A 23658-nucleotide genomic window follows, 5' to 3' on the forward strand; every position below is an offset into this window, starting at 1 on the left:
GTCTCGGGGGCGACGACTAAAGAATACGGGTCATGCTGCCGAACCCCCGATCGCGCTCACAGCACGGTGCTTGCGCTTACAGCCAGGGTGCACGCGCGGTGTCTTCCGGCGCGTAGTCGGTATCAGTCGCCGACTCCGGGGCTCCTCGGCGTCCTGCTCGGGCTCATCGCCGCCGTCGGGCGAGTAGGCCAACAGCCCTGAGACGATCAACACCGCCAGTGCGATCGGCGCGTCGGTATCGAGGACGCCAACCACCGGCAGCGCAAACACGCCGAGGGCGACGGCACTTCCGAAGCGGAATCGATCGAGATCAACGACGCCACGGAGCGCGGGTGCGGCGAGGGCCACCGCGAGTGCGAAGCCGACGCCGATGGCGGCGGTGATCGCCGCCCGCGCCAGCAGCTCGCCGTCGACAACGAGTTCGACGGTCAGTGCCGACGGGCGAACGCTGGCCAGCAGCCCAAGCAGGATGATCACACCCGGGGACGGGAGATAGTCGCTTACCTTCGCGCTGACCGTTCTGGCAGCGATCGCCAGGATGACGACCCCAGCGAACCGCTGGAAGATCGCCAGCTCAAGGGCACTCTCGATGGTGGGCGCAATGATGGCCTGGAGCGCGGCGAGGGGAATCAACCCCGCGCCGATCAGCAGGACTGATCGCACCATCGATCGCCGGCTCTCGTCTAACTCCGCGAGGATGACCGCGACGGTTGCCGACCCACCGAAGACTAACAGGCCGGTCTCAAGCATCCCGACCGTCGTCTCAAGGGTGCCGGCCAGCAGCAACGCGACGAACAGCCCATCGAGTAGCGGCAGTGCCATCACCGTCGCCAACAGCACCGTCGCACCGCCGACGCGCTGCTCGATGGTGAGGGCAACCGGGTGTTCCGAGACACTCATCGCGGATTAGGGGCCGTCACCATCGGCCGAACGGTGTTCCCGTCGTAATCGGTCGCTGCGCCGACCGCCGACAGCGAACGCGACTCCCAGTATCGCCGAAAACAGCGTCCACGTCTTTGTCGGATTTGTTCCAGCAGATGAGCCGCGCTGCTGTGCAACCCGAAGCGACGTGGAATTCAGCTGGGAGTACATACACCCACAGATAGGGCCGGATCGCTGTTAAACGTTCCGTGGGACACACCGCCATAGCCACGGATCAACATCGTGACACAGCCAGTGTGGATCGACAGCTGCCCCGACGCATGGGCGATGAGTGTGGCGAGGCCACACGGAGCGGGCGACTCGCAACGTTTTTCCACCGGCCACGGCGACGGTTTATATGGAATCAGACCGTCCCTTCTCGCAGAAGCTTGAGGTACCGGAGGCGTTGACGTTCGACGATGTGTTGCTCCGTCCCAAGGAGAGCCGTGTCGAACCTGACGATGCCGATGTGTCGACGCGTGTCTCGAAGAATGTCGAACTCAATATCCCGGTGCTTTCCGCGGCGATGGACACCGTCACCGAAAGCGACACCGCCATCGGGATGGCCCGTGAGGGTGGCCTCGGCGTGCTCCACCGCAATATGGAGATCGAGGAGACCGTCACCGAGATCGAGCGTGTCAAACGCGCCGACGAGCTCGTGATCGACCGCGAAAACGTTGTCACCGCCAATCCCGACCAGACCATCGCCGAGGTCGATCAGATGATGGGTCGAGAGGGCGTCTCCGGCGCGCCAGTCGTCGACGACGACGACACCGTCCTCGGCATCATCTCCGGCACCGACATCCGCCCGTTCCTTGAGGTCGGCGAGACCGACCATGTCCGTGAGGCGATGACTGATGAGGTCATCACCGCCGAGGAGGACATCAACGCTCGTGATGCCCTTGAGTTGATGTACGAGTACAAGATCGAGCGCGTCCCCATCGTTGATGACAACGAGACCCTCGTTGGGCTCGTGACGATGCAGGGGCTCCTCCAACGGCGTGAAAACCAAAACGCCGCCCGCGACGAGGACGGCCGCCTCCGGTGTGGCGTCGCCGTCGGTCCCTTCGAGACCGATCGCGCAACTGCGGCCGACGACGCCGGCGCGGACGTACTGTTTATCGACTGCGCCCACGCTCACAATCTCAACGTCATCGAGGCCGCCCGGGAAATCAAACAGGAGGTCGACGCTGACGTGGTCGTCGGCAACGTCGGCACCAGCGAGGCCGCCGCGGAGGTCGTCGACTTCGCCGACGGGATCAAGGTCGGCATCGGCCCGGGCTCGATCTGTACGACACGCGTTGTCACCGGCGCGGGGATGCCACAGATAACCGCAGTCGCCGAGGTTGCCGACGTGGCCGCACCCGAGGACGTCCCCGTTATCGCCGACGGCGGGATTCGCTACTCCGGTGATGCGATCAAGGCGATCGCGGCGGGCGCAGACGCCGTCATGCTCGGCTCGTACTTCGCCGGCACCGAGGAAGCCCCCGGCCGCGTGATTACGATGAACGGCAAGAAGTACAAGCAGTACCGCGGGATGGGAAGCGTCGGCGCGATGAAATCCGGCGGTGGCGACCGCTATCTCAAAGACGACGAGGACGGCGAGGAGTTCGTCCCAGAGGGTGTCGAGGCCGCAACGCCGTACAAGGGCACGCTCGCCTCTGAACTCCACCAGCTTGTTGGCGGGATGCGCTCGGGGATGGGCTACGTCGGCGCGGAGACGATCCCCGGCTTCAAGGAGCGATCCGAGTTCATTCGGGTCTCCTCGGCCGGTCAAACCGAGGGCCACCCCCACGATGTGATGATCACTGACGAGGCCCCGAACTACAGCCCCGACGAGTAAGCGAGAGGGTCGGTGTGGAACGCGCCAGCCCGGTGATTCATTAGCTGATGGCTGGTTCGTTTGTCTATGACCACCGACTCGCAGAGACAGCGATTCCCTGAATATCGACAGCGAGGGAAATACCAGCATGCCAAGCTTGGAGTCAGATGAACGACGACAGCGACGCCGAAGCCGGTGAACTCACACTTGCGTTTTCGGTGTCGGCAATCGAGCGGCTCGACTCACCGAATGCCGTGTTTGCGGATGCGCACGCGTGGAGTGAGTCGATCGGAATCATCGACGACGACACCGAACGAATCAGGCAGATTGTCGACGAACATGAGCTTCGGGATGATTTCGACATGCACGACCGCGACAAGTGGTTTGCGCTCGAAGAGATCTGTGAGACGACAACGACGCCACGCCACGTCTATGTTGGCGCGAGCGACGACGATATGCGGGTGGCAACGATGTTTTGCTGGGAGTACGTTCGTGTCTCCGAAGCCGCCGAGCAAGCCGGGTGGACGCTCTCCCCGCCTGAATCTGATCACGGGATTATGCACCGGCTGCTGGCTCGGATCAAAACTATCGTCGATTAGTGCTGTTTGCGTTCCTACTGGAACCCACGGCCAACGTCGTCGTCCTCGATAAGCTCATCCAATTCCGCGTTCAACAGTTCTTCTGCCTCGGTAAAGGTGTCCGAGAGAGTCTCCAAGCGATCAGGACGCTCACTGAGTTCGTACTCCATGGGGCCAAACGCCGGACTGTCAACGGCGTCCATGACATCCTGGAAGAACGACTCCGATGAGGTGTCGGCGTCGGCGTGGTGTTGTAGCGTCGATTCAAGCTGTGAGGCTATCGCCTCGGCGTCGGATTCGTCTTCGGGTGGCTGTTGCATCGCAAACCGACCGGGGTCGTCGCCGCGCCGCGGCAGCAATGGGTCGATCTCATCATCGATCTTGCGGGCGATTTGGGTACCGACACCGCGGAGTTCGGTTGGATTTTTTGCGTACGTCTTGAGGTGGAACACCCCGCTATCGGGGTGGCCGAGATAGAAATCCTCGCCGACGCCGGTGGCTCGCTGGCCGGCGATCGCTCGCCACCCCTCCGGGTCGTGGGTGCTGTCGACGACCGTCGAGAGGATTTCCTGCCAATCGCGTATCTGCATAGCCGCGTATAGGGCGGCCCCCAGAAAGATAGTTGTGGACGCTATTGCCCAAGTGGTTTCATCTCACAGTGGGTCGCCAGCGCGTCTTCGAGCTGGTCGTACGGCGGGAACGCCGGCCACTCGTCGGCAACCCAGGCATACTGTACCGTCTGGTCGGTGTCGATGAGGAAAACCGCCGGGCGCGGCTCCGCGATGCCGGTCATCCCATCGAGGTCGTTGACGATGTCGTACTGTTCGGCCACCTCGTTGCTCGGATCGCTGAACAGCGGGGCGTCGATCCCGCGTTCCTCGATGAACGTCGTGTGTTCATACGGCGTCGAGATCGAGAGCCCGGCGATCGAGAGTTGGTAGGTGCCCTCGAAATCGCGATCCCGAAGCTCGTTCCAGATGTAGGTCGCCGGGAACGCGCCATCCATCGGATAACAGACGAGCAACAGCGGGTCGTCATCGAGCAATGACGACAGCGACACATCTTCCCAGTATTCATCGGTTACCAGCGGACGCGTGAAATCAGGTGCCGTGTCGCCGATGGTTGGATGGTCAGTGTCCGGTAGCTCAATGATATCGAAATCAAGCTCCATTAGTCGGCCCCTCCGTACGTTTTGTCAAGATACTCGACGATGTTGCCGCTCTCCGACATGGTGACGCCGGTGTTTTCATCAACGATCGCGGGGACGGTACGCGCGCCGCTGATTCGCTTAACGGCGTTGCGATCGGAGTGCATCGGTTCGACGAACCGGGAGGTATAGGGGAGGTCGTACGCCGAGAGCTTGCGGACGACCCGTTCACAGAACGGACAGGCTTGGAGCCGATACAGCGTGATCGGTGTCGTATCGTCGGTATCGCTCATTATCGTTTATACGGCTGAGTGTGGGGTAAAGATGTCGCTGTCGGTCGGGGACTCTCAACAGTGCGGGTCGTTGTCAGTGGTGGCGATGGCTGTTGTGGCGATGACTGTTGTGACGGTGAGAGGGTTGCCTGAGACTTTGTTTATTTCTCGCGTTCGGTGATAGCAACTCGGCACGGATAGAGCCGCGAAAAATACTAATAGTTATTAACAATCTCCGTATCAGTTGTTATATGAGCGTTGTCAGTGTCTCGATGCCCGAAGAGTTGCTCGAACGAATCGACGAGTTTGCCGACGATCACGGCTACACCGGCCGCAGCGAGGTTGTCCGCGAGGCTAGCCGCACACTGTTGGGAGAGTTCGAGGACAAACGCCTTGAAGGCCGCGAACTGATGGGTGTCGTTACCGTCCTGTTTGATTACGAGACAACCAGTGTCGAGGAAAAAATGATGCACCTTCGACACGAACACGAGGGGATCGTTACCTCAAACTTCCACAGCCACGTTGGCGGCCACCACTGTATGGAACTGTTCGTGCTTGAGGGCTCCTTAGAGGAGATCTCGACGTTTGTCGGCAAGATTCGAGCGACGAAAGACACGCTAACCGTCGATTACTCCGTGCTGCCGGTCGATGAGTTCGGCCCGCTGGCCGATATGAGCTGAATCCCCACCCACTCGGTTCGATCAACCGACGACGAACCAAGCGACAACAACAACGAAACTGCCCGCAAGCGTGCTGGCGACAGCATGTGTTCGAAGTTGATCAAGGAGGTGATGGGAGTTTTCTTCCAGCGAGAGCACCTGATCGATCTCGCTGCCGGTCTCACATTTCGGGAGGAAATCCATGGCGACGTGGAGAAAGATCCCGGCGGCGAAGCCGAAGACAAGCGCGTTGATGATCGGCTGTTCGGGGATCGGCAATACGGCAGTCGGGATCGCCGTGAGCCCGACGCCCGCTGCTGGGAGCAGGAGCACCGCTACCGGTCGGCCATCCCGCCGGAGTCGACGGGCCGCGGCGTAGCCGGCCGGGCCTTTGTGTGAGACGATAGCGAGGCCGAGCAACAGGCCAAGTGACGGCATCGAGCCATAGACGATCCCGATGATCGCCCCCGCTGACAGCGCGTGCACCGAAATCTGGGCGGCGGTGATATCCATTGAGAGATCAAGATGTGTCAGCCGGTGGCCGATCGTGTGGGCACTGTAGCCGAGAATTACGCCGAATGCGAGTCCAATCCCGCCGAACTGTGGCGTCCCAACCGATCCCGCGAGCCCGATAGCCTGTGGCACCAGAAACATCGCCGCGCTCATGATCATCGCGCCGCTGGCCAACCCGTAGCCCCAGACGAGTCCGAAGGGGTCAGTTTCATTCGCCCGGCCGCCAAGCCACGCGCCGCCGACCATCGCACCGCAGGCAACCCAGCCGATGACGACAACTTTCAACACGGAGTCGTCGATCCCCCCGATCTCATACCGAATCCCGCCGATCGCGGCTGCCGAGAGCACGAGCAGCGCGCCGAGAGACCACAGCCCGAGTCGAGAGCGACCCAGCTCCGAGTTATTAACATTTGACTCTGAGTTAGTATTCACTGCTATTGGGGAGACTGTAATTACCAATAAATCCATCGGAACGTGAAAACAGGCGTTTTGGGAGAGGTGACCCCAACAGCAAGCAGTTACGGATCAAGCACCGTGACATCACTGTTGCCAGCGGCTGAACAACATGCCGGCGAGTCGTACTCACTCGATGAGTCGTCGTCATCGCTGTCGGGTTCGGGGTCGCTACTTCCATCATTGTCAGCCGAATTGTCGTCACCGCGGTATTCGGCTTCCGGGCCGACCTGCTTTCGGATCCACTCCGAGATCCCGTCGAGAACCTTCGGTTTCTTTGTCATACAGCAGGGTTTGAGATGTTCAGATAAAGCAATTGGGTTGCACTATCTACTCACACACTGAATGAACAGCTAATCCCCGGTACCCGGTGGCCTCCCGGCGAACACGACAGTTGACAACAGATACTCCTCGCTGCGGAGTCGGAGCTGCTCTCTGAGCGCGCGGTACTGGATCCCGTTGTGCGGGCGGCTCCCGATGTCAATCTCTGTGGCGAGTAGTTGGAGATTTTGGATGACTGCGCCGGCTTCGAGGGCGGCGAGGAGATACCCCATCTCGCCGTACCGGTCGGCTGATTGGCCCGGGAGCGCCGTGATCACGATGGCCGCAGCAACCGTGTCAGCAGACGTGATCCACGTCCACTGTTCCTGCAGCCAGTCACTGTAATCGCCCGCAGCGAGTTGATCGAGCGCGCCGTCTCTGCCGTTGTAATGATAGATGCCAGCGTCGATGTCGGGGGAGTCAAGCACGATCGGATACAGCTCTAACGGGTAACATGCTCCCCCGGAGGCGACGGGACGGCGCGGCTCGCCATCGACCTCGCGGATCTCACCGTAGGCATACGTCAACAGCGTCGCCAACTCGGTGTCGGTGATCGGCCGCCGCTCGGGTTCCCTGTAGGATGCCCGCCGCCGGATGGCCGCTGGCACCGCCGCGGAGTCGGGTTCGGCCAGTGGCACCTGTGGTGCCCGCTGGTACTGTTTGTCCGCTGGCGTTGACGACGCTTCCGGGGATGACTCGGGTTCAAGCGCCGACTCCGAAACAAACGATGAGAAATTTTTGTGGTACAGTTCGTAGAGATACTCGACGGCCGCGTTGTCGGGTGAGGGGAATTCAGTCATCGCTATGGGAAGGGGTGTGGCACTGTGTTGAGCGCAGCTTCCGTGATGGGCGTGTCTCGGTACCCCATTTCGACCGGGACGCGGGTGAGCCGATCGCCGCCGAAATATCGGAGGCGCTCGACGAGATACAGTGGCTGGAGTTGCGGCACGATAACCCGCTGCACAGTAACACCCACCGAGTCGATATCTCGGGTTGTGACATCGACAGCGTAGGCATCGTAGCCAGCCGCAGTGACTGCGTCAACGAGATCGGTTTGGTCGTCGACGGCAAACGCATCGAACGTGGTTGTTCGGTCGCTTTCGATCCAGAAATCCAGCTCAGCGAGACGGTCATGGGCGGCCCACAACAGCGCGCGATCCGCAAACGAGTCGATTTCGCTGGGATCGATCTCCTCGGCCGAGCGGGTGGTTGACGACAATCGGTGGATCGTCGACAATCGCGTCTGAAGCACCTCCGATAGCGCGCTCTCGATCACCGTTGTCGCCGTCGAGCCAGCGGCGGCGGCGACGGTCACGGCCGGTCGCCGCGTCCGATCGACAAGCACCGCGATAGCAATCGGCACCCCGAAATCGGTTGTTGCATCCAACAGCGTCAGTTCAAGCCCCTGTGCCGTGATGCGATCAGCCAATCGGTGGATTCGTGCCGGGAGCGTCTCGGGATCGATCACGGGCAACGCGGTCGCCGTGAGATAGTAGGTCATGAACGCGTCGCGTTCGAGACACTCCGCAAGGCCGTTGTGGATCGCCATCTCCCGATCGGAGCCGGCCGCAAGCCCCGTCGAGATCGGATTTCGGATAAAGGGGTCTGCGGTCGGCGGGTACGACAGATAGACCAACTGCGCCGGGATCTGGGTAGTCGCCTCCGACCCGAGGTCGACACCGCCAACCCATGAGAGGTCAGCATCGGTGCCACAGAGGTCGGTGTCGTCGACCATTGCGTCCCGCTGGGTAGGTGAGAAGTTGACGACCGCAGTTGGATCAAGCGCGGGCACTGTAAGGTCATCGTAAGCGGCTGTTTGGAATGAATCGTCACGGTAGACACAGCCACAGTATCGCTCAATTGCCTCGCCGTAGGTGGCAACAAGGGCGGCATCCTCGTTGAACGCAGCGCCACCTTCGTCGTGAGGCATTGAGTTGCCGTCGGTAAATGGGGTGAAATCCTCTCGCTCAACGACGTAGCTCTCGATGGCTGGCTCGCCCGGCGGTACCGGAACCTGCCGAATGCCAGTAATGATGCCTGTCGTTGGGTTTTCGATCTGTTGAAGCCGTTCACGGTCGCTTTGGGCGTCATCAGTCGGGGAGCTTTCAGCAGCCGTGACAGTGATTCCGTCGCGATCAGTCATGGGAACCGCTCCTGTCGAGACGACGCATTGTCGCAGACCTCACAGTGGGGGCTGGCGAAGACGCGTGGTGTTTCTCTGCGTCCCTGATAGTGGTCATAGACGACGAACTGGTCGTCAAGATAGCGGGGGAGCTGTGCAACCAGAGCACGAAACAGAAGTTCGGTGACGGTGTCGGTGTACGCTTGCATGTATGGTGGAGTGCCAGTGATCGTCTCATCGAACAGTTGGCCGCCAGCTTTGTTTGCATCCACGCGCGTATACACACAGTTCAGACAGGCGCGGGCATCTGCTGTGAGCACTGGCCCAAGCCGCCAGCCTGTTGCGGTGAGCCGTGTTTTGATGAGCGTTGCCGACGAGGTGGCCCACGCCTCGTTGGCTGCCCTCCACGAGTCGCTTCGTTCGAGCTGTTCGCTTAGGAAGATTACGTCTGGATCGTCAAGATGGCTCTGCGGATCAGTAGCAGACCGCTCGCTGACGGACACCCCCGCAGCACGCAGCCGGTCACAGACCCCCGAAACAGGGTCGTACTCGCCGACCACCGCGACCGAGCGTGCTGCCAATCGATCCGGGAGCGTCTGCTGGGTCGGCTGTGACATCGCCGGCAAGACTGGCTCAAGATATCGCTCCCAACCCGCCTCTGCGAGTCCGGCCGGAATCGCCTGTGCGTCGTATGCCAACTCAGCCTCATACAGAAGGTCGATCTGCTCAGGGTCGCTATCGGGACCTGTGCGATGAGGTCGCTGGCCGGTGTGGTACCGTCCATCGTTGCCAGCAGCGTGCATATCGCTTCAAGCCCACCTCCCTGTAGCGTCTTGGTCGCATGGGGGTGCGAATCACCGCCTCGCCATCGTGACGGCCGTAGCTTGTTGGACTGTACGCCGCCGGGTATGTCTCCATTATCGCGTGATGATGCTGTGAGTGTATAATGCCCAGGGTGAGGGTGTCAGTCGTCGTCAGCGTCCAATGTACAATAACGCGTAGGGGGATGTCTTTGGGAGACGCTACCCAGGCTCAACTGACTCACTATGCGACGACCAAACTCAGTCCGACAGTAGCTGGTACCAGCACAAGTAGGTAGCCGGCGGCTGCAATCGCCCACGCGAGCCCGGTCTGTGACCGACGGGTGTCATCCAGCCCCGTTGCTCGTGGCAGCGGAATGAGTATGAAAAATCCGACCATCAAGACGTACAGGGCGACTGTTGTTCCAGCGACAGTCGTTGCTGAGAGGGCGCCTGTGAGTTGCTCTGCGACCAAGAGGAAGTACACAAATAGCAGGCCTGTGCCAAGCCCAGCGAGGTAATGTACCACCGACGCGAGCCGAGATGGCGCGGCATCCACCGGCCGCCCGGTGAGTACACTTGCCGCGACAGACGGTGGGGTCGTCCCTTCTGCAGTGTGAGCCATCAGTCGGTTCATGCCGAGAACAGCAATCCCGGCCGCGGCCAGTCCGATCGGGAATCTGACCACCGGCGATATTGTCGACAGTTCAGAAAGCATCTGGTAGGCGGTTGGGACGCAATCGGCTTGAATTGACTCGTTGCGCAGGTGGGTGTCGTGGCACGTTTCGATAGTTACGTCGAGACAGCAAAGTCGTCTATCGACCGGCCCCGTCGGACGATTTGCTCGCTGATTACCAGCTTTTCTTTGCGGTCGAGCTGTGACCACTGCAGCGTGTCTGGTGGTGACTCCTCAAATGACTGAAACTGGTCGAGGACTGCCTCGTTGATGAACCGACTAAATGAGCCGCACCGCGAACACTGAGTTTTGAGATGGGAGGTATTGAAACTCCGCGTGACCGCCCCTTCGAGACAGTCGAGACACCGATATGATTGATTCACACACCAGTAGAGGGGGTTTGAGACATGAATATCTGTGGCCCGTTTTCGACAGCCACGTTCGCCGAACTGACCGAGGCATTTTGTATAGCTGAATACGATTTATGAGTTCGAACTTGGACAGCACTCCGCGAGCGACCTATTTTATTTCATCTCAAGATTGAGTAAATATTAGCGTCGTAGGTTGCTCTGACCTGGCCACCCCAGTTGTGGGTGTAGGTGTCGATGATGTCATCAGCTACGTCACCACGGAGATATTTCACCACGCCGCGGTCGCCCGTGCGATCTCGGAGGTGTGTCGTGAAGAAGTGCCGAAAGTAGTGAGGCGTTACGTTGTCGGCGGCATCACCGCCGGTGTCGTACCAGCCGGCAGCCTCGGCATGCTCGGTGACGATGTTCCGGACAGCCCGTGGCGTCAGTCGTTGTCCCCACTCACCGGTGGTGTAGACGAACAACGGTTCGGCCGGTGAGGGACTGTCCGGTCGAATCGCCAGCCAGCGTTTGAGCACGCGCTGTAGCTCCTCGTCGACGGGGATGACCGTCGCCCGCTTGCGTTTATTCGAGGCTGTCCGCTTCTCACCGTTAACCCGCTTGCCGACTGCTGGCTCGCTGTCGACGTACAGAGAGTTCGGTCGAGTTGCGAGCTGTGGTCGAGGACTACCATCAAATGCCGCTTCCACCTCATCGTCGTCGACAGCAAGATCACGCAGATCGAGATTGCAGAGCTCACCCACCCGCATGCCGGTTTTGAGCAGTGTGACGATCAGTGCTTGGTCGAGTGGGTGGTGGATATCGCCGACAAACGATCGCATCTGATCGATACTGATCTCCCGTCGGGTAGGATCTTTCTCGATTGTTTCGTCCAGTTCCTCGACAACAAGCGTCATCGGATTCGACTCGAAGACGCCGACCTGTGTCATATAGGCGTAAAACCGGTGGAGATAGGCGGCGTAGCTGGCGATTGTACTATCGGTGACTGTCCCGCGAAGGGTGTGAACCCACGCCATGCAGTCCCGATGGGTTGCCTCTGCGGGCGTGAGTACGTCGCCGCTCGGGTTACGATCCGGATCTGCCAGAAACGTCTCAAACCGCCGGAGCACCCGGCCGTAGGCGTCGCGTGTCCGTTCAGTTTTGCCGTGGTAGGTGAGGTCTTCAAGAAAGTATGCGATCGGATCGTCCGGATTGTCGGTGCTGGCGGTCGTGCTCATGAGTCGATCGTTGTGTAGCCGCCGTTTCGGCCGCTGTACCGAATCTGGTTGGTGGCCTGTAGTGAGTCAAGACAGGCTTCGAGTCGCTCCTCGAAATCTGCCGATAGCGAGTCAACCAACTCCTCCCAAGACAGCGAGCCGTTCGAATCGAGGGCCTCGAGAACCTGTGTTTCGAGGTCGCCACCCCTTGGGTCTGTGGTGTCAGAACCGGGTTCCACAGCACCGCCTGCGTCAAGTGTGAAATCCTTCCGCCCAGCTTGTACCATCGTCCGAACAAACTCCGCCTGACTCATGCCGAGCTCGTCGGCATGTTCTGTCCATTCGGTTTTTTGCTGCGTCGGCACGTAGGTAACGACACGTGCTCGGTCGTTCTTCTCGTCAGCAGCCATGGAATGTGGTATGTCGGACAGCTACTTGAATTTACCCACACTGGAGCTGATAAGGGATCTTATGCGCGTTTCTATGTCTCTTATTCATCCAGTTATATAGGTATAAGAAACGATAAAATATATTTTGTGTGTACTACAGTCGAAAAGAATACTCGGGTGATGTGGGGCTCAGTTACATGGAACCACCAGTGGTTGTGATGCTACTGTAATTAAATCGTACCTTCTATGTCACTCATGCTTCGGGTCGTCGCTCCGTCCCTCAGAGAACCTACTCTTCAGCGATAATATAGGATACAACTGGGGGCCGAAACGTCTGCACATCTCGATAGAGGGCTTTGTCGGTGTGATCGCGTGGTAGTTCACAAGCGGCTCAGTGGTTTTGTGATACTCCTGTGTTGCTGTAGAAAACTGAGACCAGATCTGTTCCCGATTCTACTGCGTGTCGGACGCCCTTGGGAGGCCCATTCCGTCTCACCGCAGCATCGCTACGACGAAATCGACGAAAAATCCGGAGTATTTACTTCGGCCATCGTCAAGACTGTATTTAACGCAAACTCGATCAGCACGAATCGCAGATACTCCCGCAAAAAGATTGGATGGCCACATCTGAAGCGTCTCCGGAGCACAAACTGATCGAAGTGTGATGCCGACGCATTGGCCTGTCGTGAATTAGATGGCTCGCAGGCAACGTTACTCAGTGAGAACAATGCAACGACAGTCACCTGCAACCGTCGACACGTTGGGGCGGTGATCGTCTGTATCGCTGTCAGTGAGGCGCGGTTGGGCTGACTCTCCTGTGAACTCTCCGACTTAGTACCATCACGTTCCCAAGATTCCGGGTTCAGTAACAGTAAATTTGCAAATAATCCGGAATATACGATAGTGAGAGTAACCAGAAACGACCAGCCATCAACACATAAATCGTATACTGCTATACAAATATCCGAGCAAAATTATCGAGAAAGTACCAACCGAAAAACCGATCGACAGCAACAGAACCCGGGAAGCGATTATTTGAGTCGTTCCTGCAAGAACGAGGGATGTGCGGCCGTGACACCCTCAATAGAGAGAATATCCTCACTGATCACATCGCCAAGAGAGTCACCGTCTTGGGCCCGAACCTCGGCCATCAACATGTGATCGCCGGAGGAGCTATACAACGCCTCGATCGAGTCCAACGATTTGAGTGCCCGCGTCGCCTCAACGTAGAGCTCGCTGGCGACGTCGACACCGACCATCGCGATGCTCTGTGAGGAGAGTTTTTTCGGATCGACCTCAGCGGAGTAACCGACGATCACCCCCTCCTCTTCGAGCTGCTGAATATACTTCCGTACCGTGGGCTTTGAGACATCGGCCCGATCGGCGATCTCGGCGTAGGAGGCCTGGGCATCATCCTCCAACACCGAGAGAATCCGGTCTTCTGTCGCTGTCGTGCTCATACCTAACCTTTCGTTCCGATAAAAAAATACCTTGCGAACCGAAAAACCGATTTGGACTGCGTAAACGCCGCAGCGGGGCTATCGTGACAGTTACTTGTGTTTATCGAGGAAGAGATCGGCCGATCGCTCCCACTCGTAGGAGTCGTCGAAGTACCGCTCGGCCAATGGTTCCTCCGGCATCTCGCCGATCGCCTGTTTCTCCTCGGTGTAGGACATCCGATCCTTGTCGACGTAGTACCGGCCGGTGAGCACTTTGCCCTCGTGGAGGGCGTTTTCGGTTTCGGCCATCATGTCGGCGGCCTCACGCCGATCGGTTTTGTCGAACTCGTAGTCATCGGAGTCGTTGACGTCGATGTAGGGCACGTACTGCTTGGCGTCCTTGTTCCACGTCGGACACTGGGTGAGGAAGTCCACGTGGGCGAAGCCATCGTGTTCCATCGCCTCAACGATGATTTCTTTGGCCTGATTCGGGTTGACCGCGGCCGTCCGGGCAACGTAGGACGCGCCGGCGTTCAGCGAGAGGCTGAGCGGTCGGAGCGGCTCCTTTGCGCTTCCGGAGGGCTGGGTTTTCGATTTATGACCTTTCGGGCTCGTCGGCGAGGTCTGGCCCTTCGTGAGGCCGAAGATCTCGTTGTTGAAGACGATGTAGGTCATATCGTGGTTCTCGCGGGCGGTGTGCATGAAGTGGTTGCCACCGATCCCGTAGCCATCACCGTCGCCGCCGGCGGCGATCACTTCGACGCCAGGGTTTGCGAGTTTGGCCGCACGCGCAACCGGCAGTGATCGACCGTGGATGGTGTGGAACCCGTAGCTGTCGAAGTAGCTGTTGAGCTTGCCGGAACAACCGATCCCGGTACACAACAGCATTTCCTCGGGGATTTCCCAAGCTCTTCAGCGGCCCCTTTCAGTGCTTTGAGGACACCGAAGTCACCACAGCCGGGACACCACGTTGCCTGCGGTTCGAGTTCCGGCGTGTAGTCGTCTTGATCAGTTGGCTGTCCGTCACCGATTGCTGAGAATGCACTCATAATTAATCACCTGCTGCTGGAACGAATTTGGTCTTATTGCTGGAGAGCTCGCCGCCCTCGATGATCGTCGATTTGAACCCTTCAACGATATCGAGCGGTTCAAAGGGGTTGCCGTTGTATTTGAGGAGACTCGACAGTTTCTCGCCGTACTTGCCGAGTTCCTTCTGGGTGAGCCCGCGGAACTGTGCGGAGGCGTTCATCTCAACAACGAGCACCTCGTCGACGCTCTCGATGAACTCACTGACCTCATCGACCGGATACGGAGCCATATCGGAGACGCCGAGGGCCTTCACCGAGTGGCCCTGCTCGTTGAGCATATCGACGGCCTCCTCGACGGTGCCCTGCTGGCTGCCGAACGTCATCAGCCCGTAGGTGGCCTCGTCGGGGCCGTAGTGGGTCTGGTGGGTCTCGTCTTGGGCGGCAAGATCGGCCGAGATCGCTTCAAGCTTCTCGGTTCGTCGATCCATCTGGGCGACGCGGTTCGATGTTGTTTCCGCGATATGTCCCTCGGGGGTGTGCTCGTTGCCGGTGGCGAGGAAACGACCACCCTTCTGGCCGGGGATCGACCGCGGGCTGACGCCGTCTTCGACATCGTGCTGGAAGCGGCTGTACTTCCCGCTGTCGTCGTGGGGAGCCTCTTCGAGCTCGGCTTCGGTGAGCGTCGAGCCGAGCGATGGGTTGGGCTCCTCATCGAAGTGCGACGCCGGCAGGCTGACGAGCTCGCCGCCGAGCTTCTGATCGTACAGCACGATCGCCGGGATCTGGTACTCGTAGGCGATCTGGAAGGCCCGCCGCGTCTGGGTGTAGGCCTCTTCGACTGTTCCCGGTGCGAAGACAACGCGCTGGGAGTCTCCCTGTGAGGTGTACAGCACGTGTTCGAGGTCGGCCTGTTCGGGCTTCGTCGGCATCCCGGTGGAGGGGCCGGCCCGCATCGCCTCGATGAGGACGACCGGCGTTTCGGTCATCTCTGCGAGACCAAGCGGTTCGCTCATCAAGGCGAAGCCGCCACCGGAAGAGCCGGACATCGCCTTCGCGCCGGCGTGACTCGCACCGACTGCGAGGGCGGCCGCGGCGATCTCGTCTTCGACCTGCTCGGAGATCCCGCCGACCTCCGGAAGGTTCTGACACATGATGGTGAAGACCTCAGTCCACGGGGTCATCGGGTAGCCCGCGATGAACCGACAGCCTTCGTCGAGGGAGCCGTAGGCGATCGCATCGGAGCCTGACATAAGCACCTGCTCTTCGTCGTGGCTGCCCTCAGGAACGGTCACATCGTTGGCGTCGACATCGTACTCCTCGACGACCATGTCGTGGGCCTTGTTGAGGATCTCAAGGTTTGGTTCGAGGATCTTCTCCGGCATCGCATCCGACATGAGTTCCTCGATCCAGTGGAGGTCGATCCCGGCCAGCGCACAGGTCACGCCGACGCCGGCGGTGTTGCGCATGACCTCACGGCCGACATCGCGGGCCATGTTGCGGAGGTCAATGTCGTAGACGTGCCAGTTGTTTTCCTCGACACGGGCGTCGAAGTCCTCGATCTCGGAGGCATCGAGCAGCCCCGAGTCGTAGACGATGACGCCACCCTCTCGGAGCTCATCAAGGTTCTCCGAGAGCGGTTTGATCTCCTCGTTGCCGTAGTAGGCATCTTCCTGTGGGTTGCGAGCGAAGGAGTCGCCCAGCGCCAGCAGGAAATTATAGCCGTCGCCACGGGATTTGACCGGTTCCGCCGCGGCACGAACTTCGGTGTAGGTGTGGCCACCACGGATCCGGGAGGGATAGTGTCGATGTGTGAATACGTCCAAGCCGGAACGCATCAGCGCTTTGGCAAAGTTCTGACTCGTTGAGGCGATCCCGTCACCGGAGCCGCCGGCAATTCGCCAGATGAATTCGTTATCAGTCATAGGTTGCTGTCACGGCCCCACTGGGCCACTAGTATGAAGGGAATGCTGCCCCGGGTAAAAGAGTTTGCTATGCATTAGCAAGGAAAGATCATTAAGAACCTATAATTGTGGATATTCGTTCATAAGCCAGCCGAATTCGGGGTATTTCACAATCTACAACGGCGTCTCGATGGGCACCACACAACTGGGTTAGTGGACGCCACAATCACCCTACTTGCTCGCCTGTCAGCCACTGCGCCTGAAGGCCTGCTGAACCGGCGTGGTGCAACAAGGCGGTGTGTCGCTCACTGCGATGTCGCTCACGTGAATTACAATATAGTAAAAAGACTGATATATAGCGTCCGCGATGACAGCAAACCGATATTTTTGGTCGCCGTCGATTACTCCATATTGTCCGGGCTGCGTGGATGGTAGTCGGTGTCGTACTCGCCTGGTTGTCCATCAAGACGGTCGGGGTTGATACGGCCGTCCAGCAGCATAAAGTCAGAATCGTCAGATTGAGCATCGCCTCGACAACCGGCACCGCTCGCGGCATCAACACCGGATCGTGGCGACCGACGACCTGCACATCCTTGCGCTCGCCGGTCTCCCAGTCAGCAGTCGTCTGTTCTTTCGGGATGCTAGTTGGGGCGTGCCAGGTCGCCTCGCCGTAGATCGGTTCGCCGGTTGTGATTCCGCCCTGAAGGCCGCCGTGGTCGTTGCCGACTGGCACCGGATCGCCCTCGTCGCTGACGGTATCCGGGTGGGAATCGCCGTCGTCGAACTCCCAGTCCTCGTTACGTTCGCTGCCGCGCATCGTTCGGGCCTCACGCCCTTTGCCGAACTGGAAGGCCGTCGTCGCCGGGATCGCAAACATCGCTCGGCCGAGCCGCGAGGGGAAGGAGTCAAATCGCGGCGCGCCGAGGCCACGGGGAACGCCGCGACATTCGAAGTACACCGACCCACCGATCGAGTCGCCTTCCTGCTGGTAATCGTCGATCGCATCCCGCATTTCCTCGGCGGTTTCAGGATGGGCACACCGCACCTCGTTGTTCTCGGTGTGTTCGAGCATCTCCTCGAAGCTGACGGGGGTGCCTCGATGTCGCCGACCTGGTTGACGTGGGCTTTCACCTGTACGTCGTACTCACTCTGCTCAAGCACCTGTTTGGCGACCGCGCCGGCGGCAACCCAGTTGACCGTTTCGCGGGCCGAGGAACGACCGCCGCCACCCCAGTTCCGGGTGCCGAACTTTGCGGAGTAGGTGTAATCGCCGTGTGAGGGACGCGGTGCGGTCACGAAGGGTTCGTACTTCCCCGAGCGGGCGTCCTTGTTCTCGATGACCATCCCGATCGGCGTTCCAGTCGTGTAGCCGTCCTGCAGTCCGGAGTTGATCGTCACGTCGTCGGGCTCACCGCGGGAGGTCGTGATCATCGACTGGCCGGGCTTGCGGCGGTCGAGTTCCGCCTGCACTGCCTCGGTGTCGAGGTCAACCCCAGCCGGACAGCCACTGATCGTCACGCCCATCGCCTTCCCGTGGCTCTCGCCGTATGTCGTCACCTGAAAGAGCCGACCGAACCGATTGCCATTCATTATCGGCCTCTGGGCCCCGGAGCATTTGAACCTTGCAGTCCGTCGGCGATGAGTCACTCCAGCAGCGTGTCCCGAAGAGCAGGGAGGCGCTCGCTGTTGGTTCGCCATACCCGACGGGTGACGCCGCCGATCGCGCCCACGGTGACAGCGACGCCAACCAGATTGCCGGCCGGGAAGATCGCCGCCACCCCAAGAACGACTGTGCCAACAATGAGTGCCGCCCAGAGATTCGGTCGCCCCTCGTCACTCAATCGGCGTACCAGGATGATGCCGACGACGAGCTGTCCAAGCGTGGTCGCAACAATCAGCCCGATCACGCCGACGACCAGTGGTATCAACACAAGGATGCCAACCTGTGGGGGCGCGCCAAGTTCGGCGAGCGCCGCAGCCGTGACGCCCACGAGGAGATAGCCACCTACGCCAGCGATGACCGTTCCAAGGCCGAAACCCGCGGATTCGAGAGGGTGAAGTCGAACCTCCTCGCCGACGGTTCGGATTCGCTCACCGGCATTGGAGACCAACATCGCACCCACAAACAGCGTGATCGACAGATAGCCGATCGCGACGATGATGGTGACAACGAGATCCCCGACCGCAACGAGATCCGCGGGCTGTGGGATCCCCTCAATCCCCACCGACAACGGCGGTAGCATGACAGCCCGATCCATACAGAGCACAACATGACCGACGACAAAAGCATGCGGGGGTTACTCGGTGCGATCGACCCCGGCACCCAGTGACGACAGCACCTCGAAGAAGTCCGGGAACGAGACGGCGACGTGTTCGGCACCGGTGATCGTCGTCGACCCGGCTGCCGCGAGGGCGGCGACCGACAGCGACATGATGACGCGGTGGTCGTGGTACCCCTCCACCGAGGCGCCTTCAAGCGTTGACTCCCCACCGTGGATCGTCAGTGTCGCCTGTTCTTCGGTGACCGCGGCCCCCATCGTTTCGAGTTCCGTGGCCATCGCGCTCACACGATCGGTCTCCTTGTAGCGAACGTGTTCGCAGTTTTCGATGACGGTATCGCCGTCGGCAACCGCCCCAAGCACGGCAATCGTCGGCAACAGATCCGGCGTGTTACCCACATCGACAGTCGTCCCCGACAGCGGCGCGGCACCGACTGTGATCGTTCCCGCGTCCCTGTCCCACGTGATGTCGGCACCCATGCGATCGAGCACATCGACGATAGCACTGTCACCCTGCGCACTCGGCTGTGCGCCCTCGACGACAACGGACTCGCCGTCGGCTGCAGCGACCGCGCCCGCAGCCAACAGATACGACATCGACGAGAAATCACCGGGGACGTGGTACTCGCCGTTCGCTGGCGCGTACTGCTGGCCGCCTTCGACGACGAAGCCATCTGCGCCGGCCGATCGAACACCATCCGTGCCGCTGGTGCCGACCGGCTCGGCGGTCACGCCGAAGTCCTCGAGCACTTCCAGCGTGATGTCGACATAGGGAGCTGATTTGAGCTCAGTCGTCAGCGCAAGCTCGATCCCCTCGTCGGTGACCGCGCCGGCCATGAGCAACGCCGAGATATACTGTGAGGAGACATCGCCGGGGATTGAGACCGTCCCACCCGCAAGCGATCCGCCGACGACCAGTGGGGCTTGCCCGTTGCTGCGGGTGCTTTCGGCCCGAACGTCCAGCTCCGAGAGTGCGTTCAACAGTGGCCCCTGTGGCCGCGAGCGCAGCGAGTCGTCACCCGTTAGCACCGTCAATCCGTCACCGAGGGCGGCCGTTGCGGTAACCAGTCGCATCGTCGTTCCGCTGTTAGCACAGTCGATGACGTCGTCAGGCACGTAGGGGGTGCCGTCAAAGCCGGTGATCTCCAAGGCATTACCGTCGCCGACAGGAGTGACATCGCCACCAAAGGCGTTGACCGCCCGCTGGGTCGCCCGCGGGTCAGCACTGTCGAGTGGGTCGTAGACGGTCGCCTCGTCGCTGTAGCCGGCCGCCAAGATCGCTCGGTGGGTGTAGCTCTTCGAGGGTGGTGCACGCGCCGTCCCCGAGACGGTCGACGGCGAGATGTGAGCGTCCATACCGGCGAATACGACCACGGGGGTATCAGCCTACCGGAGCAATATGATGGGTCGGTGGGAGTTCGATGACCGCGGTTTCGCGACGACTACTCGTGTTCGTCGGACGATGTGGCTGTCGCGGTGGTCGCGTCACCATCTTCGGTAGCGGTGTCAGAATCAGCCGATGTGTCAGCCGCGCTGCCGTCGGTCGTATCGCCATCGGGTGTGTCCGTGGCTGTTGATTCATCACTCGCGTCGGCGTCCGCGCTGACGGTGTCGCCGCCGTGTGCGTCACCATTCTCCTGTTGTTCCTCGGCTCCATGGAACTCGAAGGGGTGGTCGCTCTCGTCGTCAGGTGCCGCTGTCGACGCATCGGCGGCGACCGCCGTCGCCCCCTCAATTGAGGTCGCCGTGTCGACCACGGCTGTGTCGGGGTTCTGCTCGCGCTGGTAGGCGACCGCCCGCTCCTGTAGCTCGTCGATTCGGGGCACGTCCGTCACATTCGAAAACAGTACGGTAGCGGTGATCTCCGAGGCGTTCGGGAGCGGCTCGTCGCCGGCCAGTACCTCAACAGTGCCTGTCTCCTCTTCCAGCAGGTAGCGGCCGGTTTCGAACCCTTTTCTGGAGATATCTGATGGTGGCCCCGAAAGGATCACCAGCACCCGATCAGTTGATTCGATATCACAGGGAAGCGTCAGCTTCGAGTTCAGCGCGCTGCGAACGAGTCGCTTGATCGTCGCTGCATCGGTCTGCGTGTCGGGAGTCTCCTCCGCAAGACCCAACAGCTGCATCAGTCGGGCGAGCAGCCCCTCGTCGCTGGTGTCGACCTCGATGCTCGCATGGCCGATCGATGAGAGTCCACCGACGGCCAGCGTGCGCATCACATCGGCCGGATCGATCCGCATCTCCGAGACCGTTGCCGGATCTGATTCCCCGGCCGCAAACAGTGAGAGCATCCGGGTCGCAACCATCTCGTTGATCTCGTCGTACTGCTCGGTAAGTGGTTGGGTGCTCCGTGCCCACGCGTCATTATCGACGGGGAGCACCGCATCAGCCAACGGGACAAATGTTCGCACCGCTCGCGCGGCTGTGTGTGCGCGCTCATCGGATTCGTCGGCTGCCGGCAACGCGCCGAGCACATACACCGGGATCTCATAGATGCTTTTGAGCTCCTCTAAGAGGACGCTGCCGACGCCACAGCCGGTGCCGCCACCGAAGCCGGCGACGATCATCGCCGCGTCGACTTCGGTGTCGTCAACGAGATCAGCGCGCGGCGGATCTCCGGAAGTTCGTCATCAGCAACCTCCGCGCCGAGTTCCGGGTCGCCGGCGACGCCCGGTGAGTGGTCGCGATCGGTCGCGCTGGCGGCGTCGGTATCCGGGCCGTCAGCATCCGGTTCGACGTACTGATTGACCGCCGAATGGGTGTCGCCGATTAGGATCTGTCGCTCTTCGGGGAGGGTGTCTGTCTCACCGAAGGCCTCGGCGGCGGTGTTGAACGCCAGCACATTGCCGTCGGTAAAGTTCCGACCGGTCTCGACTTCCGCCTGCAGGAGCTTGTCGACCAGCCGGGTGCCCGCGTCACCGACCCCGAACAGCGACAGCTTCATTCACGCCCCTCCGGAGCGAGTCTATCGATCGCTGCCCGCGAGGTGCGGTTAGACGATTGGGTCGAGATCATTGTCATCGTCGGTGATCAGCGACTCGATCTCCTCCTCGCGAACCGCTTCCTGCTGTTGGATCGTGTCTTGGGCGTCGACCGCTTGATCCTGAATCTCCTTGATCCGCGGGGTGTCGGTCACGTTCGACAGCAGTACAACCGCCGCGAGCGTATCGGAGTCGGTTCGTGGGTCGTCGCCGGCGAGCACGTCGACCGTTTCGGTCTCCTGTTCGAGCCAATCGCGGGCGGATTCGACACCTTTCCGGGAGATCTCCGACGGCGGCCCCGCAAAGATGATCAGCGCGCGCTCGGCACTGGCGACATCACAGGGAACGGTCAGCCGGGAGTTGACCGCGCGCCGAACGAGGCCTTTGATCTTCGCCGCATCGGTTGACTCCATATTCGAGACCTCTTCCTCACTGAACCGTGAGAGCAGCCCGTCATCGGGGGTATCAACACCGGTCGAGGCGTAGCCGATCGAGGAAACGCCGCCGACCTCCATGGTTCGCATGATGTCACTGGAGTCCATGGCGTTCTCCCCGACCTCGCTTTCGTCAACCTCGCCGGCCGCAAGCAGCGTGACGATGCGGGTCGCCAGCTCACGGTTCATATCCTCATAGCCCTCTTCGATGGTCTGGCCGCGGGATCGCCAGGCGTCATTGTCGAAGGCGATGAAGTTGTCCACCTTGTTGACGAACGACTGTAGCGACCGTGCGGCGTTGAGCGCGGGACGGCCACCCTCGTATTTACCCGGCAGCATCCCGAGACCGTAGACCGGCTCGTCGTACATCTTTTGAAGCTCCTCGATGACGACCGGTGCGGCTCCGCTGCCCGTCCCGCCGCCGAGTCCGGCAGCGACGAGGATCGCGTCGACCTCGTGGATCTCCACATCGTCGAAGATGCGACGAATGTCGTCGATCTCCGTTTGTGCCACTTCCGCGCCGATAGCGGCGTCGCCGCCGACGCCGTGGCCTTTCGCCTTCTGGTGGGTCTCGCCGATCAACAGCCGTCGATCTTCGGGGACGTGTTCCGGCTTGGCCAGATCCGTCCGTGCGGTGTTGATCACGAGCGTGTGCCGGCAGAGATCCCGCCCGGTCGCCTGCTCGAACTCCACCATCCGGTCGATAACCTTGCTGCCTGCGTTGCCAACACCGATCGTTGCGAGTTTCATTGCTGACTCCTCTGAAGTCGACCACGTGGTAGTGAAACCATACGTTAGTGGGATGAATGGACTCTGGGTTTATTAACCTATGTCAGACTCGGCGATATGAGCAGCGCGAAATTCGCCTGTTACCCACCGCCTCGATCGGCCGGCCGTCCGGCTGATCGCGATGCTCACAACGCTTGGGCAGGCGTTCCGGCGATCTAAAGGTTGAAACCCGGTCGACCGATAAATGGCGTATCATGGTTTCAGACGAACTTCGCAAGGAAGCGCATAATCTCGACGTCACGGTCTGGGTCGGCAAACACGGCATCGAGTCAGTGACCGATGAGTTGGCCGATCAGCTACAGAATCGCCGCCTCGTGAAGGTGAAGTTTCTCCGCGCGGCCCGCGGGAGCGACGACACCGAAACGCTGGCAGCCGAGTTGGCCGATTCCGTCGGTGCCGATCTGATCGAAACGCGCGGTAACACTGCCGTCTTGCGCTGAGTGGTGGGTCACCGCGTCGACCCCGACCGAACACCTATCTCTCCATTGACCGCGGTGCCGCTCATCGCAGCCCCAAGAGATTTGTCGCCCTCGGGCGCATTCCCGGCTATGCAGTCGGAACCGTATC

General features: G+C 60.5%; 24 protein-coding genes and 2 pseudogenes. 4 read left to right on the top strand and 22 right to left on the bottom strand.

All coding sequences use genetic code 11. From position 1 onward, the window contains the following. Nucleotides 1–30: 30 nt before the first annotated feature. Nucleotides 31–900, bottom strand: a complete 870-nt coding sequence (locus ACFQJB_RS05540; protein ID WP_379724862.1) for a DUF5794 domain-containing protein — start codon at nt 898–900, stop codon at nt 31–33. A gap of 379 nt (nt 901–1279) precedes the next feature. On the opposite strand from ACFQJB_RS05540, the gene guaB reads away from it, so the two are divergent. Both guaB and ACFQJB_RS05550 read left to right on the top strand, forming a co-directional pair. Continuing rightward, a complete protein-coding gene (gene guaB, locus ACFQJB_RS05545) occupies nt 1280–2764 on the top strand; it encodes an IMP dehydrogenase (protein ID WP_379724865.1) in 1485 nt (494 codons plus the stop codon). A 146-nt stretch (nt 2765–2910) separates the two neighbouring features. Continuing rightward, nucleotides 2911–3342 (top strand): DUF7124 domain-containing protein, encoded by a 432-nt coding sequence (locus ACFQJB_RS05550; RefSeq protein WP_379724868.1) that lies wholly within the window; start codon nt 2911–2913, stop codon nt 3340–3342. A 14-nt stretch (nt 3343–3356) separates the two neighbouring features. On the opposite strand, the gene ACFQJB_RS05555 is transcribed toward ACFQJB_RS05550, so the two are convergent. From ACFQJB_RS05555 to ACFQJB_RS05565, 3 genes are read right to left on the bottom strand one after another with little or no spacing between them, the layout of a single operon-like run. Continuing rightward, a complete protein-coding gene (locus tag ACFQJB_RS05555; RefSeq protein WP_379724871.1) occupies nt 3357–3911 on the bottom strand; it encodes a hypothetical protein in 555 nt (184 codons plus the stop codon). A gap of 41 nt (nt 3912–3952) precedes the next feature. Beyond that, nucleotides 3953–4492 (bottom strand): redoxin domain-containing protein, encoded by a 540-nt coding sequence (locus ACFQJB_RS05560; protein ID WP_379724874.1) that lies wholly within the window; start codon nt 4490–4492, stop codon nt 3953–3955. Further along, the gene (locus ACFQJB_RS05565) at nt 4492–4761 is read right to left on the bottom strand and encodes a glutathione S-transferase N-terminal domain-containing protein (protein WP_120083703.1); all 270 of its coding nucleotides are present in this window, start codon (nt 4759–4761) and stop codon (nt 4492–4494) included. Before ACFQJB_RS05565 ends, ACFQJB_RS05560 begins: the two co-directional genes overlap by 1 nt. A 230-nt stretch (nt 4762–4991) precedes the next feature. On the opposite strand from ACFQJB_RS05565, the gene ACFQJB_RS05570 reads away from it, so the two are divergent. Next, nucleotides 4992–5420: a CopG family ribbon-helix-helix protein gene (locus tag ACFQJB_RS05570; RefSeq protein ID WP_120100181.1), complete on the top strand. Its 429-nt coding sequence runs from the start codon at nt 4992–4994 to the stop codon at nt 5418–5420. A 21-nt stretch (nt 5421–5441) separates the two neighbouring features. Here the strand turns inward: ACFQJB_RS05570 and ACFQJB_RS05575 are convergent, their stop codons facing one another. The 18 genes and pseudogenes from ACFQJB_RS05575 to ACFQJB_RS05660 all read right to left on the bottom strand — a co-directional run bounded on the left by ACFQJB_RS05575 (nt 5442) and on the right by ACFQJB_RS05660 (nt 23052). Continuing rightward, the gene (locus ACFQJB_RS05575) at nt 5442–6344 is read right to left on the bottom strand and encodes a ZIP family metal transporter (protein ID WP_379724877.1); all 903 of its coding nucleotides are present in this window, start codon (nt 6342–6344) and stop codon (nt 5442–5444) included. An 86-nt stretch (nt 6345–6430) separates the two neighbouring features. Then, the gene (locus tag ACFQJB_RS05580; protein ID WP_379724880.1) at nt 6431–6649 is read right to left on the bottom strand and encodes a hypothetical protein; all 219 of its coding nucleotides are present in this window, start codon (nt 6647–6649) and stop codon (nt 6431–6433) included. 69 nt (nt 6650–6718) lie between these two features. Next, nucleotides 6719–7486 (bottom strand): SagB/ThcOx family dehydrogenase, encoded by a 768-nt coding sequence (locus tag ACFQJB_RS05585; protein WP_379724883.1) that lies wholly within the window; start codon nt 7484–7486, stop codon nt 6719–6721. Nucleotides 7487–7488: 2 nt separating this feature from the next. Then, nucleotides 7489–8829, bottom strand: a complete 1341-nt coding sequence (locus ACFQJB_RS05590; RefSeq protein WP_379724885.1) for a YcaO-like family protein — start codon at nt 8827–8829, stop codon at nt 7489–7491. Continuing rightward, entirely contained in the window at nt 8826–9611 is a 786-nt protein-coding gene (locus tag ACFQJB_RS05595; protein WP_379724888.1) for a hypothetical protein, read from the bottom strand. The genes ACFQJB_RS05590 and ACFQJB_RS05595 overlap by 4 nt, the downstream gene beginning before the upstream one ends. Before the next feature lie 241 nt (nt 9612–9852). Continuing rightward, nucleotides 9853–10296: a hypothetical protein gene (locus tag ACFQJB_RS05600; RefSeq protein ID WP_379724891.1), complete on the bottom strand. Its 444-nt coding sequence runs from the start codon at nt 10294–10296 to the stop codon at nt 9853–9855. A 104-nt stretch (nt 10297–10400) separates the two neighbouring features. Further along, entirely contained in the window at nt 10401–10667 is a 267-nt protein-coding gene (locus ACFQJB_RS05605; RefSeq protein ID WP_379724894.1) for a hypothetical protein, read from the bottom strand. A 146-nt stretch (nt 10668–10813) separates the two neighbouring features. Further along, nucleotides 10814–11872, bottom strand: a complete 1059-nt coding sequence (locus ACFQJB_RS05610) for a tyrosine-type recombinase/integrase (RefSeq protein WP_379724897.1) — start codon at nt 11870–11872, stop codon at nt 10814–10816. Further along, on the bottom strand, nt 11869–12261 hold the full coding sequence (locus ACFQJB_RS05615) for a DUF5805 domain-containing protein (protein WP_379724900.1): 393 nt from the start codon (nt 12259–12261) through the stop codon (nt 11869–11871). The genes ACFQJB_RS05610 and ACFQJB_RS05615 overlap by 4 nt, the downstream gene beginning before the upstream one ends. Nucleotides 12262–13271: 1010 nt before the next feature. Continuing rightward, a complete protein-coding gene (lrpA1, locus tag ACFQJB_RS05620) occupies nt 13272–13700 on the bottom strand; it encodes an HTH-type transcriptional regulator LrpA1 (protein ID WP_120100162.1) in 429 nt (142 codons plus the stop codon). A 90-nt stretch (nt 13701–13790) separates the two neighbouring features. Continuing rightward, nucleotides 13791–14728 (bottom strand): annotated as a pseudogene (locus ACFQJB_RS05625) (thiamine pyrophosphate-dependent enzyme). A 2-nt stretch (nt 14729–14730) separates the two neighbouring features. After that, nucleotides 14731–16629 (bottom strand): 2-oxoacid:acceptor oxidoreductase subunit alpha, encoded by a 1899-nt coding sequence (locus ACFQJB_RS05630; RefSeq protein ID WP_379724903.1) that lies wholly within the window; start codon nt 16627–16629, stop codon nt 14731–14733. Between the two features lie 205 nt (nt 16630–16834). Next, nucleotides 16835–18306: pseudogene (gene aroC, locus ACFQJB_RS05635) on the bottom strand (chorismate synthase). Then, nucleotides 18252–18866 (bottom strand): hypothetical protein, encoded by a 615-nt coding sequence (locus ACFQJB_RS05640; protein ID WP_379724906.1) that lies wholly within the window; start codon nt 18864–18866, stop codon nt 18252–18254. The pseudogene aroC and the gene ACFQJB_RS05640 overlap by 55 nt, the downstream one beginning before the upstream one ends. 39 nt (nt 18867–18905) lie before the next feature. Next, the gene (gene aroA / locus ACFQJB_RS05645; protein ID WP_379724909.1) at nt 18906–20243 is read right to left on the bottom strand and encodes a 3-phosphoshikimate 1-carboxyvinyltransferase; all 1338 of its coding nucleotides are present in this window, start codon (nt 20241–20243) and stop codon (nt 18906–18908) included. A gap of 86 nt (nt 20244–20329) precedes the next feature. Next, nucleotides 20330–21454 (bottom strand): tubulin/FtsZ family protein, encoded by a 1125-nt coding sequence (locus ACFQJB_RS05650; protein ID WP_379724912.1) that lies wholly within the window; start codon nt 21452–21454, stop codon nt 20330–20332. Further along, a complete protein-coding gene (locus tag ACFQJB_RS05655; protein WP_379724915.1) occupies nt 21451–21831 on the bottom strand; it encodes a hypothetical protein in 381 nt (126 codons plus the stop codon). Before ACFQJB_RS05655 ends, ACFQJB_RS05650 begins: the two co-directional genes overlap by 4 nt. A gap of 48 nt (nt 21832–21879) precedes the next feature. Next, nucleotides 21880–23052: a tubulin/FtsZ family protein gene (locus ACFQJB_RS05660; protein WP_120100146.1), complete on the bottom strand. Its 1173-nt coding sequence runs from the start codon at nt 23050–23052 to the stop codon at nt 21880–21882. A 233-nt stretch (nt 23053–23285) separates the two neighbouring features. Here ACFQJB_RS05660 and ACFQJB_RS05665 point away from each other — a divergent pair, with 233 nt between their 5' ends. Further along, the gene (locus ACFQJB_RS05665) at nt 23286–23531 is read left to right on the top strand and encodes a YhbY family RNA-binding protein (RefSeq protein WP_120100144.1); all 246 of its coding nucleotides are present in this window, start codon (nt 23286–23288) and stop codon (nt 23529–23531) included. Nucleotides 23532–23658: the final 127 nt, after the last annotated feature.

The organism is Halonotius sp. GCM10025705 (assembly GCF_042662885.1).
Lineage (GTDB): Archaea > Halobacteriota > Halobacteria > Halobacteriales > Haloferacaceae > Halonotius > Halonotius aquaticus.